Origin of the sequence: Streptomyces sp. Alt3, assembly GCF_030719215.1 — a bacterium.
In the GTDB taxonomy this organism is placed as follows: domain Bacteria; phylum Actinomycetota; class Actinomycetes; order Streptomycetales; family Streptomycetaceae; genus Streptomyces; species Streptomyces glycanivorans.
In genome coordinates this window covers 1,884,247-1,898,127 of record NZ_CP120983.1, presented here as the reverse complement: position 1 = coordinate 1,898,127, position 13,881 = coordinate 1,884,247, and the positions used below count along the sequence as shown (strand labels likewise).

Below are 13,881 nucleotides of genomic sequence, written 5' to 3'. Positions count from 1 at the left end.
CATGTCCCTGCCCCGGCGGAGGGTGCCCGGGAGCAGGGCGGCCCGGGCGTTGCGGTTTGCGTCCGGGGGGGCCGGGGCGGCAGGGTTCGGGGATGTGGCCACTCTGCTGATCGTGCATCACACCCCGTCCCCCAACTGCCAGGCGCTGTTCGAGGCGGTGGTCGCGGGCGCGACGACTGAGGACATCGAAGGCGTACGGGTCGTGCGGCGGGCCGCGCTCGCCGCCACGGCGTCCGACGTACTCGCCGCCGACGGATATCTGCTCGGCACCCCGGCGAACCTCGGTTACATGTCCGGCGCGCTGAAGCACTTCTTCGACCAGGTCTACTACCCGTGCCTGGACACCACGAAGGGCCGGCCCTTCGGCTACTACGTGCACGGCGGGAACGACGTCACCGGGGCCGTGCGCGGCATCGAGACCATCACGACGGGCCTCGGATGGCGTCGTACGGCCGACGCGGTGACCGTCACCGGCGAGCCGGGCAAGGCCGACACCGAGGCGTGCTGGGAGCTGGGGGCGACGGTCGCCGCAGGGCTGATGGACTGACGGGCGTCAGGCGCGGTCGATGTGCACGCTGGTCGACTTCACGCGGGCCGTCGCCCGCATGCCGACCTCCAGCCCCAGCTCCTCCACGGCCTCCCGGGTCAGCAGCGACACGAGGCGGTGCGGTCCTGCCTGGATCTCGACCTGCGCGGCGACGTCACCGAGCTTCACCGCGGTGACGATGCCGGGAAAGGCGTTCCGCGCCGAGGTGTAGGAGGTCTCCTCCTCGCCGGAGCCGGCCTGTGCGACCTCGACGGAGAACGCCGCCAGGTCACGGCCGTCGATGAGGCGGCGCCCGCTCTCGTCACGATGGGTCGCGACCCGGCCGGCATCCGCCCAGCGACGGGCGGTGTCCGGGCTCACGCCGAGAAGACGTGCCGCCTGGCCGATGGTGTAGGACTTCATGGGCGACACCATATGTGGAACGCGCGCGCGGTCCTCACCACGCGCGCCCGCTCCCGCGCAGGGGCGGCCTGATCACCTTTGCGCCAACTCCGTTCCCGGGCCCGAGCCGCAGGACCCGCTGCCCAAGGGCCACGTGCGGTGCGCGTCGGCCCGGCGCGGAGCCGGCCCGTCGTCGCCCACGGCCTGTGTCGCCGCAGGTGGCAGGTGCTCCGAGGAAGCCCGGAGCCCTCAGGTGATGCATGTGTGACCATCTCGGCCATCTTTAAAGCAGTTGCTTGACTGCTGTGCCGGGGCCGGATTGCCTGGACCTCCGAGACGCGTTCGACCGAGGAGCAGGCGAATGGAACGCACGGTGCGGACCGAGCAGGCCGGCGGGACCAGGGACCGGATCCTGCAAGCCGCCGAGCGGCTGTTCGCCGAGCACGGTGTGTACGCGGTCTCCAACCGCCGGGTCAGCGAGGCGGCGGAGCAGGGCAACAACGCGGCGGTCGGATACCACTTCGGGACGAAGGCCGACCTGGTGCGCGCGATCGCCCGGAAGCACAGCCGGCAGATCGAGGAGACCCGCGAACGCCAACTTGCACTGATCCAGGATCCGTCGGACATAGGGGAGTGGGTGGGCTGCCTGGTGCGGCCCACCACCCGGCATCTGGCCGCCCTCGGCAGCCCCACCTGGTTCGCGCGGTTCTGCGCCCAGGTCATGACCGACCCCGCGCTGCAGGACATCATGGCCGAGGAGTCGCTCGCCTGCCCGCCGACCCTGCGGACCCTCGAAGGGCTCAACCGCTGCCTGCCCGACCTGCCTGCCGAGGTCCACGTCGAGCGGGCCGCCATGTCGACCAACCTGATCCTCCACACCTGCGCGGAGCGTGAACGCGCTCTCGCCGCGAACGCCTCCACACCACGCGCGAACTGGCACGACACCGCCACCGGCCTGATCGACGCAGTCGTCGGACTCTGGACGGCACCGGTCACGCCCCGCCGCTGACCTCTCCCGGCTTCACCGACGGCCCGACCACCATGTCCCCCACCTGAGCTCCGGCGCCCCGATCCGGGCTGTCCCGAGCCGAGAACAGAGGCTCCATGACCCCCTCCCGCGTTCTCGTCGTCGGCGCGTCCGCCGCCGGGCTGGCGACCGCGGAGGCGCTGCGCCGCAAGGGCTTCAGCGGCACGCTGACGCTGCTCGGCGACGAACCGCACCCGCCCTACGACCGCCCTCCCCTCTCCAAGCAGATCCTGGCCGGCAGCAGGACCCCCGACACCACCCGGCTGCGGACCCCCGAATTGCTGGCGGCCCTGGACGCCGAACTGCTCCTCGGTGACCCGGCGGTCCACCTCGATCCCCCGACACGGACGGTGCGTACCGCGTCCGGGCGTGAACTGAGCGCCGACGCCGTCGTCGTCGCCACCGGACTACGGGCGAGGACCCTGCCCGGCACCGACGCCGAGGGCGTGCACGTACTGAGGACGCTCGACGACGCCCTCGCGCTGCGGTCCGCACTGCTGGCCGCGCGGCGGCTCGTCGTGGTCGGCGAAGGGGTGCTCGGCTGCGAGATCGCCGCCACCGCGCGCTCCATGGGCCTGGACGTCACCCTGGCAGGCCCCCGGCCGGGGCCCATGCTCACCCAGTTCGGACCCGTGGTGTCCGAACTGCTCGCCGCGCTGCACACCGGGCACGGTGTGCACCTGCGGCTGGGCCACGCGGTCACCGGACCGACCACCGCGGAGGGCCGGGTCACCGGGGTGCGCCTGGACACCGACGAGGTGCTGCCCGCCGACGTGGTGGCCGTCGCCATCGGGGGAGACCCCGCCACCGGCTGGCTGGCGGACAGCGGGCTGCGCGTCGGGAACGGACTCGTCTGCGACTCCCGCTGCCGGGCGGCGGAGGGAATCTACGCCGTCGGCGACGTGGCCGCCTGGCACCACGAGCTCTTCGACGCCCCCATGCGCCTGGAGAACCGTACGAACGCCACCGAGCAGGCCGTCGCCGTCGCCGACAACATCCTCGGCGCCGACCGGCCCTACGTCCCCGTGCCCTACTTCTGGACCGATCAGTTCGACGCCCGCATCCAGGCCCACGGCCGGCTCGGGCCGGACGCCGACGTGACCGTGGTGGAGGGCGATCCGGAGACCGGGCGTTTCGTCGCCCGCTACGAGCGCGACGGCAAGGTCACGGGCGTTCTCGGCTGGAGCATGCCCAAGCAGGCGCGACTGCGCCGCCAGGAGATCGGCGGCCCGGCCCCGACCCTCGAACCGTCCGCGCCGTGACCACGGCCGACGGCACGTCAGCCACCCGCACGACGAAGTGAGGAATCGATGACCAGCACGGTAAGCACGGGAGGGGCGCACGCGCCCTCGGCCCCGGAATTCCCGATGCCCAGGGCCGCGGGCTGCCCGTTCGACCCGCCGCCCGCCCTGAAGGAGGAACAGGAGCAGGGGTCGCTCAGGAAGGTCCGGCTGTGGGACGGGACCACACCCTGGCTGGTCACCCGCTACACCGAACAGCGCGCCCTCCTGTCAGACCCGAGGACCAGCGCGGACATCACCCGCCCCGGCTACCCCAGTTCCGCGCCGGTGCGGGGGTCGAGCTTCAGCTTCATCCTCATGGACGACCCCGAACACGCCCGTCAGCGGCGCATGGTCACGGCCCCCTTCACGATCAAGCGGGTCGAGGCGATGCGCCCGGCCGTCCAGAAGATCGTGGACGGTCTGATCGACGACATGCTGGCGGGCCCCCCACAGGCCGACCTCGTCCAGGCCTTCGCCCTCCCGGTCCCGTCGCTCGTGATCTGCGAACTGCTCGGGGTTCCCTACGCCGACCACGACTTCTTCCAGGAGAACAGCAAGACCCTCATCAGCCGCAGCGCGGCACCCGAGGAGCGGGGCGCGGCCCACGCCAACCTGATCGGCTACCTGGACGAGCTGATGGGCGACAAGATCGCCCGGCCCGCCGACGACCTCCTTTCAGGGCTCGGCGCCCGCGTCGGGGCCGGGGAACTGTCCCGCCGTCAGGCGGCGGAGATGGGCGTGCTCCTCCTGCTCGCCGGACACGAGACCACCGCCAACATGATCGCTCTGGGCACCCTCGCCCTGCTCGAGCACCCCGACCAGCTCACCCTGCTCCGCGACTCCGACGACCCGAAGACGGTCGCCGGCGCCGTCGAGGAGCTGCTGCGCTATCTCAACATCACCCACGGGGGCCGCCGTCGCGTGGCCGTCGAGGACATCGAGATCGGCGGCGAGGTCATCCGGGCCGGCGAGGGGATCATCGTGCCCAACGACATCGGCAACCGTGACCCCGATGTCTTCGCCGACCCCGACCGGCTCGACATCGGGCGGGACGCACGGCGTCACGTCGCCTTCGGTTTCGGAGTGCACCAGTGCCTGGGACAGCCCCTGGCCCGCATGGAACTCCAGGTCGTCTACAGCACCCTCTACCGGCGCATCCCGACCCTCCGCCTGGACGCCGGCCTGGAGGACCTCTCCTTCAAGCACGACGGGTCCGTGTACGGCGTGTACGAACTGCCCGTGGCCTGGTGACCTCCCGGGCACCCGCCCCACCCCACAGCGGACATCACGACGAAGGAGTGCCCATGAAAGTGATTCTCGACCAGGACAAGTGCGTGGCGTCAGGGCAGTGTGTCGTCGCCGCGGACGATGTGTTCGACCAGGACGACGACGGAATCGCCGTACTGCTCGACCCCAACCCGTCGTCGGACCGTGCCGACGACGTCGAGCAGGCCGCAGCCGTCTGCCCCGCCCTCGCCATCCGGATCCTGGGCTGACCTGAGGGGCCGTCCCGCCGCTCACCGCCGCGGGACAGGCGCGCCCGGACGTTCCTACGGGACGGGCAGGAGCTCGCCCGTGGCGGCCCGGGACTCGACGGCGCGGTGCGCCTGATCAGCGTTCCCGCATGTCCGGGCCCGGGTCCGCGCCGGTGAGGGCCCCGAGGTGGAAAGGGCCTTCCCGTGGCGGCGCACGACGTCCATCGGCGCCCTGACGGCGGCCTCGCCGCCGCCGTCGAACACACGGTGGACGCCTTCGTGGCACCCGTCAGCTCCACGACGGGTGCCACGAAGGCGTTCCCGGTGGACACGACGACGTGGTCCGCACCGCCGCGCCGGGCCGACTCCGCGTTCTCCTCTGTGGAGGTGAGCCCGATGTCCGTGGCTCCCCGGGGCCTGGTCAACCGCGTCAGCTCCTGTCCCGGGCCTACCGGACGCCGAGTGGACCGGCGTCGCCCGCCCCGGCACGACCGGGGAGCCTCCGGTGACGAAGCGATGTGCCGTGACGCCCCGCACCATCAGGCCGGCCGCACCGGTCACCGCGGTCCCGGGCGGAGTGCCCATCCTGTTGTCCGCCCGCCGGATCACCTCTCTCGACGCGGACCTCGGACACCGCTCTCGGCCTGCTGAGGGTCCCGGCAGCCGCGACGCCTCCGTCCGTGGCCTGACGGCCGGGTCAGGGCCCCGGAGGACGGCCGGCCCGGAGCCCCCGGCGGCCCCCGGGCGGGCCCCTGGGCCACTCAGTGCGGTTTCCAGCTGAGCTTGCCGCCCCCCACCCAGCGGACCGCGGCCGGGTCGTCGAGGTCGTGGACCGGGATCCCGGCCGTCGCGGCGGCGATCAGCACGTCCGTCATGGCGGTCGCGCTCCCGATGACCTCTCCGTCGATCTCCACCACGCGGAAGGGCGGATCCCCGGGCTGAACGGGCAGGACGGTGATCCGCGGGGCCGAGGCGTGAGGGTTCTCAGTCATGGCGGATCGGTTCCACGCCGGCGTTCCAGGTATGCGGGACGGCTTCAGGCATGAGTCGTATGCCCGTTTTAGTACGTTTTTAGAATTTAATCCCGTAATCCATAAAAGGCCATTTCGTGTGACCTGAACCCCTTCGCGTTGGAGCAAATCGCCCGAATCGGACTTCGTGACCAGGGTCACCTTATGCGGCCCGGACGCGGGAGGGTGGCAGTCGGTTCCCTTCTGCGCCAAGAGGAATGGATGGCGCGATGTGGGGTGGATTACATGAATTCCCGTGAATTGATCTTGCGAATGAATTGTGATCACTGAACCAGGCTTGTTCCTTTCCCTATTTCTCGCCTACGGTCACCATCACTCCGGGCGGAACGCCGAATCCTGCCGCCGCCCGATTACCCGACCACTTCTCGTACGGCAGGAGCGGGGGACCCAAGTAAGTGCCGATCCGGTTTCCGGAGCGGCTCGGGGTGAAGTCGCATTCATGTGCGGCCGGGCATCTCCAGCCCGAACCCGACAGCTCACTTCGCAGGCGACGGAGAGGAATTCAGCATGCCCGAAATCGGTAAGCCCCGTCGTTTTAGGACCAGTTCGCTCACTCGCGGCATCATCGCCGTGACCACGGGCGGAGCCGCCCTGGCCCTCCCCGTGATCGGTGCGACCAGCGCCTTCGCGGCCCCGGCCCAGTCGCCCGCCGTCGAAAAGGCTGCGACCTCGACTGCCGCGTCCGGCAAGGGAATTGCAGCGCAGAAGTCCGAGGCCACCACCTATTCCGTGATCTTGGGTGACACCCTCGCCAAGATCGCTCGCGAGCATTCGGTGAACGGTGGCTGGAAGGCTCTGTACGAGGACAACCAGAAGGCTGTCGGCGGAAACCCGGACCTGATTCACCCCGGTCTGAAGCTGACGATCGGCGCCAAGGCCGACAACAAGTCGGAGAAGGCCGAGTCCAAGGCCTCCGCGTCCTCCGACCGCGCCGAGAAGAGTGCCGACCGCGCCGACCGCTCGGAGCGCACGGACACCTCCCTCGCCGCGGAGGGCGCCCCCGCCGCCGAGGCCGCTCCCGCCGCCGAGCCGGTCAGCTACACGAACGACCTCGACGGCTGGATCAAGGAGTCGCTCGCCGTCATGGCGGAGCACGGCATCCCCGGCACCTACGAGGGCATCCACCGCAACATCATCCGTGAGTCCGCGGGTGACCCCCAGGCGATCAACAACTGGGACATCAACGCGATCAACGGCGTCCCGTCCAAGGGGCTGCTCCAGGTCATCGACCCGACCTTCCAGGCCTACCACGTGCCCGGTACGTCGACGGACAGCTACGACCCGGTCGCCAACATCACGGCCGCGTGCAACTACGCCGCGGACAAGTACGGTTCGATCGACAACGTCTTCGGGGCCTACTGAGTCCTCGCCCAGGCGAAACCTCCGGCACGCGGGTGCGTGACGGAGGGACCGGAACGACGGGTGGTACGGGTTCGGCGGAACCCGTACCACCCGTCGTTCCGTTGTCCGGGGCCGTCCGTGTCCGAGGTCACCGGACCGCGGTGTCAGGCAGGACGGGGCGGGCGGTGTCCCGACGACAGGCCCGGCGGGGCAGGCCGACTGGTCTCGTACAGGTTCGTCGTCCATACTGCCCGCCGTGGAGCAGCGCATAGATTCGAACACCAAGCCCGAGTTCGCCGCGGGGACAGATCCGGCGTACATCCCAGGCCTGACGGCCCCTGCCCCCGCGCGGACGGAGGCGGAAGCGGAGGAGGCGGAGCCCGAGGGGGTCCGGGAGGCCGAGGTCGCGGAAGCCCCCGCGGAGGGGGTGGCGGACGAGGCCGTGGACGACTCCGCGGCATCCGTCGACGCGACCCCGGACGAAGAGGTCGAGCCCGAGGACGTCGCGCCGGACGCCGGGGCGGCCGGCGTCGAGGAGAAGGCCGCAGGCGAGGACGGTCCCGTCTTCGAGGTCAGTGACCGACGCGGATCCATCAGGGTGGACGCCGAAGGTGTCCGCTTCCGGCTCGACGACCAGGAGGCGGAGTTCGACTGGTCCGAGATCGGCGCGGTCGAGGTCAGGACCGGCCGCTTCGGACGCCGGTTCACCGTGACCGTCCACCTGTCGAGCCGCCGGTGGTTCAACGCCGAGGTCGAGGCCGGATCCCGTAGCGACCTCAAGGGGTGGACCGCGGAGCTCGACGAGGCGTTGGACGCCTACTTCGAAGAGGCCTGACCTCCACGGTCACGGCTGGGCACCGGGCCGCAGGACGGCCGCGCCCGGCCGGCGGATCCTGATCCGCCGCGCCGGGCCGGGCCGCTCGCCGGTCCGGCCCGCAGCATGCCCTGACGCGTCAGGCCCCCGCGGCCGTGCCGAGCACCACCGACCGGGTGAGGTGACGCGGCACATCGGGATCGAGCCCCCGGGCCGCCGCACGCGCGATCGCCAGACGCTGAACCCTGACCAGGTCGGCCAAGGGGTCCAGACCGCTCTCCACCCAGCGGGCCCCGGTCGCCTGCACCTGTTCCCGCAGTCCTTCCGGAGCTTCGCCGAACATCCAGGTCGCGGTGCCGGCCGTGGCGATGCTGATGGGGCCGTGACGGTATTCCATCGCCGGGTAGGACTCCGTCCAGGACAGGGACGCCTCCTTCATCTTGAGCGCGGCCTCGTTGGCGATCCCCACCGTCCAGCCGCGCCCCAGGAAGCTGAACTGCTCGCACTCCACGAGGCCTTCGGGCAGTGGCTCAGCCAGGGCGGTCTCGGCGTCCCGGACGACGTCGTCCGTGTGCAGCCCGAGATGGGCGCGGAACAGGGTCAGCGCGGTGGTCGCGAACCTCGTCTGGACCACGGACCGCTCGTCGGCGAAGTCGAGCACGACCACGTCGTCGGCGGCGTCCATCACCGGGGTCCGCGGGTCGGCGGTCACGGCGACGGTCCGGGCCGTGCCTCGCAGCCGGGTCAGGAGGTCGAGGACCTCGGTCGTCGTCCCCGAACGCGTCAGCGTGACGACCCGGTCGTACGCACGCCCGAAGGGGAACTCCGAGGCGGCGTACGCGTCCGACTCGCCCTGTCCCGAGGACTCGCGGAGCGCGGCGTACGCCTGCGCCATGTAGTACGAGGTTCCGCAGCCGACGACTGCGATGCGCTCACCGGTGGCGGGCAGGGCCGCCTTCCGGTCGGCAGCCACCTCGGCTGCGCGGCGCCAGCACTCCGGCTGGCCGGCTGTCTCGGTCTCGACATGCGACATGTCCGAACTCCGCTTCCGCTGCTGCTCGCACCCGGTGGGGTGGGCTGGGTGAAATCGACTCCTGCTTGTTCAATTCTGCATGTTACCCATGCTGTTCGAGCAAGAACAAGCAGAGTGTTCGCAACTCCATGATCGGTATAGCGGCGGTTTTCAGCCATGCTCGGTGGGTAGTCGGCTCAATCCGGTTCCGTCGTCGTGGTTCGGGTATGCGTTCAACGGTCTGAACCCAGTGGGGTACATGTCGTACATCGAGCGTTAAGTCACCCATGGTGGCGATCTTTGACGACCCCGGACGGTCACCACTGGGTCGCGAACCGTCCGGGAGGGGGGCCGGATCGCGCCATCGAGGCGGAGTCCTGGCCGAGTTCGAACGCGCGGCCGGATCCAGGTCGGCATAATCGCCCCATGTCGATCACGGGTGGGGACGTCGTTGACCTCGGCAGGGGCCCGTACGCGTGGCTGCCGTCGAAGCGGGGCCGGGGGACGGCCGACTGCGGCTCTCCCGTGTTGCCGCGCGGCCCGCTGGGTGTCGACACTCCCTGCGACCCGATGCCGCCCGGTCAGTTCCCCGACCCGGCCGGAGTGCCGGAGCGCACGGGCTGCCCGGCCCGCGTACGCACCCACAGCCTCCACGCTGCGGGCGGGCCCGCGTGACGGCCGGCCGGTGCGACAGACGGACGTTCGGCCGGCACGTGGGCTGCCGGCGCACCCCGACAACAGAGACGCGGTGACACCGTGCTGGCATGGATCGTGGCCCTGATCGCCGTAGCGGTGGCGACATCGTCGGCCGTCCGTACGTATCACGCCAGGCGGGAGGCGTACGCTGCCTCGGCCCGCGCCGAGCTGACCGAGCGGCAGGCCAAGGCGGCCGATGCACGCACCCGGGCCCTGACGGAGGAGATCGGTCAGCTCGCCCGGAAGCGGATACCAGCAGCGGCCACCGCCCTGTCCCACCGGACGGCGCCCGTACCCGGGCTGCGGGAAGCGGCGGACATCGACGGCGACGCCGCCAGGCTGCTGACCGAAGCCGTACAGGCAGCGCGCACCGCGGTCCTGGAGGAGCGGGCACGTGTCGACGCGGCGGCGAGGTCGGCCATGCGCGGTACCTCGGCCAAGATCCAGTCCCTGCTCAACCAGTCGCAGCACCTGCTGCACGAGCTCCAGCACGAGTACGACGACCCCCGGATCCTGCAGCTCGACTTCCGCAACGAACTGGCGTTGCGCCGCACCCAGGCCACGGCCGTGCTCTGCGACGCCTGGCCCGGGCTCGCCCGGCAGAACTCCTCGCTCGTCGAGATCGTGCTCGGCGCCCAGTCCCGGGTACCGGGGTACGAGCGGATCAAGGTCGCCAACCATCTGCGCCAGGAGAGGCTCGCCCTGGTCGCCAGGGCGGCCGAACCCCTGGCGATCGCGCTCGCCGAGCTGCTGGCCAACGCCACCGCCTACTCCCACCCGGACACGGAGGTGCCGGTGACGGTCCAGCAGACCGCTGGACGAGGGGCTCTGATCCTGGTCGACGACGCCGGGATCGGCATGGACGACGATGCCCTGGAGCGGGCCCGCACGCTGCTGTCGGGACCCTCCGAGGTGCTGCTCACCGAGCTGGGGGACCCGCCGCAGACCGGCTTCGCCGTGGTGGGCCGGCTCATCGCGCGTTACGGATTCAGCTGCCACATCGAGTCCTCGCCGTACGGCGGGATGCGCACGATGCTCCGTATCCCGGCCCATCTGCTGACCGTGATGGACGACGACCGCACCCTGTCCGTGCTCGCACCGAAACCGGTGCACGCGCGGGGCACCGGTGCCGCCGCCGAAATCCCGGAACCCGCCGCGCCCTTGGCACCGGCGGAACCCGCCGCGACCACCGGGCCCGGACACACCGAACCGGTCGGCCCCGCGCCCGCCGAACCGGTCGGGCCCGCATCCGCCGAACCCGTCGCGCCCGCCGACGTCGCACCAGCCTCGGCCGGTGAGGCCCGGGAGGCCCGGGAGGTCGAGGAGCCTCCGGCAGGGCTGCCCTCCCGGCGGCGCAGATCACGTCGGACGGACTCCCCGGAGACGTCCACGACCCGGCCGCAGGCGGTGGAGGAGCCCACGCTCCGCACACCCGAGCAGGCCGGAGCAGCCTGGGCCGCCCTCCAGGAGGGCACCCTCAGCGGCCGGAAGGCGCCCGGGCCTCCGGCGCAGGCGCCCTCGGCATCCCCATCGGACGACCTAGGAGACGACGAGACGTGAGCACCACCCCCAACGCCGGTGATCTCGCCTGGGTGCTGACCCCGCTGCTGGAACTGCCCGGCGTACAGCACGCCGTGGTCGCCACCGGCGACGGGCTTGTCGAGGGTGCCTCGCCCGGACTGGACCGGGCGTCCGCCGAGCGTGTCGCCGCGATGACAGCCACCCTGCACGCGGCGGCCCGCGCCTTCACCACCGCCTTCACCGAGGCGACCTCGCCGCGCCTGGCCCAGACGGTCGTGGAGTCCGACCTCGGCTTCGCCGTCGTCGTACCGGCCGGGAAGAACACCACCCTGGCCCTCTTCGCCGCGCCCGACGCGCACCTGGGGAACATCGCGTACCAGATGCAGGTACAGGTCACCGCCCTGACCCGCGCCATGCACGCCCCCACCCGCCAACCGGACGCTGCCACCCGGCCATGACCCCCGGCCCAGGGCGCCGCCTGATTCCCGCCTACCTGGTCACCGGTGGCCGTTCCGCGCCCACCGGCCCCGCGCTCGACCGGCTCGCCGTGCTCATCCGCACGGAGTCGTCACTGCCGCCGAACACCGGTTCGGAGCAGCGCAGGCTGTGTGAACTCCTGGCACCAGGAGCCCTCACCGTCGTCGAATGCGCCGCCCACCTGGAACTGCCGGTCAGCGCAACCGTCTTCCTGGCCACGGACCTCGTGGCCGCAGGACATCTGCACGCTCGACCACCGATCCCCAGCGCCGGTGAGATCGACCGGTCGCTCGTCGAGAGGCTGCTCGTTGGACTCCGTTCCCTCCACTGACCGGGGCGGCATCGGCTATCTGCCGAGCGCCGCCGAGACCCTGATGAAGCTCGTCGTCACGGGTCCCTTCGGCGTGGGCAAGACGACCCTGATCCGTACGCTCTCCGAGATCCCGACCCTGCACACGGAGGAGGCGATGACGCAGTCCAGTACGGGACTCGACGACACCGCCGGGCTCCCGGAGAAGACGACCACCACCGTCGCCATCGACTTCGGCCGGCTGACCGTCCAGGACGACCTGGTGCTCTACATGTTCGGCACGCCGGGCCAGGAGCGCTTCATCCCTCTCTGGGAGGACATCGCGCGCGGTGCGCTCGGGGCCCTCGTCATGGTCGACACCCGCCGCCTGGAGGACTCCTTCGCCGTCATGGACATGGTGGAGGAGCAAGGGCTCCCGTACGCCGTGGCCGTGAACCGCTTCCCCGATGCCCCCGCCCATGCCGACGAGGTCCTGCGCAAGCACCTCGACCTCGACCCGCGTACCCCGCTCGTGCAGTGCGACGCCCGTGAACGCCGGGGCAGCATCGATGCCCTGATCGCCCTCGCCGAGCACGCGCTGAACAATCTGCCCGCGTCCCAGGAACCCTCATGACCCCTCCCGTGCCCGGCACCCCGGCCGCCCCCTCGATCCTCGAACCGCTCGCGCTGTACGGCGCCGCCTTCGCCGCCGATCCGCACGGCCACTACCGGAAACTGCGCGCACAGGGGCCGCTGGCGAGGGTTCGCGTCGCTCCCGACGTCGACGCGATGCTGGTCACCGACTACCACGCGGCCGTCGACCTGCTGCGGGACACCGAGACCTTCACCAAGGACCCGCGCGCCTGGCAGGCGGGCGTACCGGCCGACTCCCCGGTCCTGCCCGTGCTCGGACACCGGCCCACGGCGCTCTTCACCGACGGCGCCGTCCACGCCCGCTACCGCGACGCCATCAACGACACCCTCGCCCTGATCGAACCGCACCTGCTGCGCGCGGAGGTCACCCGTGTCGCGCAGCGGCTCATCGCCGACTTCTCGGCCACCGGCACAGGCGACCTGATCGCCCAGTACGCCCGCGGGCTCCCCCTGCACGTCTTCACCGCCTCCTTCGGTGTGGCCCCGGAGGACACCGAGCGGGTGGTCCGCGGGACCGCCGGGATGATGGACCCGGCGGCGGACGCGACGGCGGCCTACGACGAACTGGTCGGCGTGGTCACCGCGCTCGTGGCCGAACGGCGTCGCAGACCGGGCCGCGACCTCACCACCTACCTGCTCGCGCATCCGGCCGGCCTCGACGACGACGAGACGGTGCGTCAGATCACGCTCATCATGAGCACGGGTCACGATCCGACGACCAATCTGATCGGCAACGCGCTGCTGCGGATGCTGAGCGACACCGGATACGGGGGCTCCCTGCACGGCGGCGCCATGACCGCGCACGAAGCGGTGAACGACGTGCTCTGGCGGGACCCGCCGCTGGCCAACATGGGGGCGCACTTCCCGCGCCACGACACCGAGTTCCACGGCGTCCCGCTGCGGGCCGGGCAGCTCGTCCTGGTCTCCTTCGCCGCCGCCAACACGCAGTCGCCGCCGTCCTTCACGGACCCCGCGGCACGTTCGGGGGACGGTGCCCACCTGGCGTGGTCGACGGGACCGCACCGCTGCCCGGCCAAGCAGCCCGCCCTGCTGATGGCGATGACCGCGATCGAGCAGCTCACCAGCCAGCTCTGCGATCTGGAACTGGCCGTCGAACCGGACGCGCTGGTGTGGCGGCCGGGCCCCTTCCACCGTGCCCCGGCTCATCTCCCGGTGCGATTCACCCCGCTCGACAGCGTCCCGGAACCGGCTGGTCCGGGCGCTCGGCAGGCCACGGATCACGTTCCGACCCGTGTCGGTGGTACGCCGAACGGGTGAGGGACGAGAGAATTGCCCGATGAACAGCGAGCGCAGCCGGCGCACAGCCAACCGG

16 protein-coding genes and 1 riboswitch are annotated in these 13,881 nt (G+C 71.3%); of the genes, 13 read left to right on the top strand and 3 right to left on the bottom strand.

The window, feature by feature from the left end; genetic code table 11:
* Positions 1-94 precede the first annotated feature (94 nt).
* Positions 95-547 (top strand): flavodoxin family protein, encoded by a 453-nt coding sequence (locus tag P8A20_RS08180; protein ID WP_147959882.1) that lies wholly within the window; start codon positions 95-97, stop codon positions 545-547.
* A 6-nt stretch (positions 548-553) separates the two neighbouring features.
* Here P8A20_RS08180 and P8A20_RS08175 read toward each other — a convergent pair whose 3' ends face one another.
* Positions 554-949, bottom strand: a complete 396-nt coding sequence (locus P8A20_RS08175) for a TOBE domain-containing protein (protein ID WP_306103232.1) — start codon at positions 947-949, stop codon at positions 554-556.
* Between the two features lie 340 nt (positions 950-1,289).
* Here P8A20_RS08175 and P8A20_RS08170 point away from each other — a divergent pair, with 340 nt between their 5' ends.
* The 4 genes from P8A20_RS08170 to P8A20_RS08155 all read left to right on the top strand — a co-directional run bounded on the left by P8A20_RS08170 (position 1,290) and on the right by P8A20_RS08155 (position 4,734).
* Positions 1,290-1,937: a TetR/AcrR family transcriptional regulator gene (locus tag P8A20_RS08170; RefSeq protein ID WP_147959884.1), complete on the top strand. Its 648-nt coding sequence runs from the start codon at positions 1,290-1,292 to the stop codon at positions 1,935-1,937.
* A 95-nt stretch (positions 1,938-2,032) separates the two neighbouring features.
* Positions 2,033-3,217, top strand: a complete 1,185-nt coding sequence (locus tag P8A20_RS08165) for an NAD(P)/FAD-dependent oxidoreductase (protein ID WP_147959885.1) — start codon at positions 2,033-2,035, stop codon at positions 3,215-3,217.
* 48 nt (positions 3,218-3,265) lie between these two features.
* Entirely contained in the window at positions 3,266-4,489 is a 1,224-nt protein-coding gene (locus tag P8A20_RS08160; protein ID WP_147959886.1) for a cytochrome P450, read from the top strand.
* Positions 4,490-4,542: 53 nt separating this feature from the next.
* On the top strand, positions 4,543-4,734 hold the full coding sequence (locus P8A20_RS08155; RefSeq protein WP_147959887.1) for a ferredoxin: 192 nt from the start codon (positions 4,543-4,545) through the stop codon (positions 4,732-4,734).
* 740 nt (positions 4,735-5,474) lie between these two features.
* Here P8A20_RS08155 and P8A20_RS08150 read toward each other — a convergent pair.
* Positions 5,475-5,705 (bottom strand): hypothetical protein, encoded by a 231-nt coding sequence (locus tag P8A20_RS08150; protein ID WP_014153511.1) that lies wholly within the window; start codon positions 5,703-5,705, stop codon positions 5,475-5,477.
* Between the two features lie 384 nt (positions 5,706-6,089).
* A riboswitch (cyclic di-AMP (ydaO/yuaA leader) is annotated at positions 6,090-6,249 on the top strand.
* Positions 6,250-6,251: 2 nt separating this feature from the next.
* On the opposite strand from P8A20_RS08150, the gene P8A20_RS08145 reads away from it, so the two are divergent.
* Both P8A20_RS08145 and P8A20_RS08140 read left to right on the top strand, forming a co-directional pair.
* Positions 6,252-7,106 (top strand): transglycosylase SLT domain-containing protein, encoded by an 855-nt coding sequence (locus tag P8A20_RS08145; protein ID WP_306103231.1) that lies wholly within the window; start codon positions 6,252-6,254, stop codon positions 7,104-7,106.
* A 235-nt stretch (positions 7,107-7,341) separates the two neighbouring features.
* Positions 7,342-7,920, top strand: coding sequence for a hypothetical protein (locus P8A20_RS08140; RefSeq protein WP_306103230.1), 579 nt, complete (start codon positions 7,342-7,344; stop codon positions 7,918-7,920).
* 118 nt (positions 7,921-8,038) lie between these two features.
* On the opposite strand, the gene P8A20_RS08135 is transcribed toward P8A20_RS08140, so the two are convergent.
* Entirely contained in the window at positions 8,039-8,932 is an 894-nt protein-coding gene (locus P8A20_RS08135) for an SIS domain-containing protein (protein WP_306103229.1), read from the bottom strand.
* A gap of 405 nt (positions 8,933-9,337) precedes the next feature.
* Here P8A20_RS08135 and P8A20_RS08130 point away from each other — a divergent pair, with 405 nt between their 5' ends.
* The 6 genes from P8A20_RS08130 to P8A20_RS08105 all read left to right on the top strand — a co-directional run bounded on the left by P8A20_RS08130 (position 9,338) and on the right by P8A20_RS08105 (position 13,826).
* Entirely contained in the window at positions 9,338-9,586 is a 249-nt protein-coding gene (locus tag P8A20_RS08130; RefSeq protein ID WP_306103228.1) for a hypothetical protein, read from the top strand.
* A gap of 81 nt (positions 9,587-9,667) precedes the next feature.
* Complete coding sequence (locus P8A20_RS08125) at positions 9,668-11,167, top strand: ATP-binding protein (protein ID WP_306103227.1); 1,500 nt, start codon at positions 9,668-9,670, stop codon at positions 11,165-11,167.
* Positions 11,164-11,586 carry a roadblock/LC7 domain-containing protein gene (locus P8A20_RS08120; protein ID WP_147959892.1) on the top strand — a complete coding sequence of 141 codons (423 nt, stop codon included), beginning with the start codon at positions 11,164-11,166 and terminating at the stop codon, positions 11,584-11,586. The genes P8A20_RS08125 and P8A20_RS08120 overlap by 4 nt, the downstream gene beginning before the upstream one ends.
* Entirely contained in the window at positions 11,583-11,936 is a 354-nt protein-coding gene (locus tag P8A20_RS08115; RefSeq protein ID WP_147959893.1) for a DUF742 domain-containing protein, read from the top strand. The genes P8A20_RS08120 and P8A20_RS08115 overlap by 4 nt, the downstream gene beginning before the upstream one ends.
* The gene (locus P8A20_RS08110) at positions 11,914-12,528 is read left to right on the top strand and encodes a GTP-binding protein (RefSeq protein ID WP_147959894.1); all 615 of its coding nucleotides are present in this window, start codon (positions 11,914-11,916) and stop codon (positions 12,526-12,528) included. Before P8A20_RS08115 ends, P8A20_RS08110 begins: the two co-directional genes overlap by 23 nt.
* Positions 12,525-13,826, top strand: coding sequence for a cytochrome P450 family protein (locus P8A20_RS08105; RefSeq protein WP_306103226.1), 1,302 nt, complete (start codon positions 12,525-12,527; stop codon positions 13,824-13,826). The genes P8A20_RS08110 and P8A20_RS08105 overlap by 4 nt, the downstream gene beginning before the upstream one ends.
* The last annotated feature ends 55 nt before the right edge of the window (positions 13,827-13,881 follow it).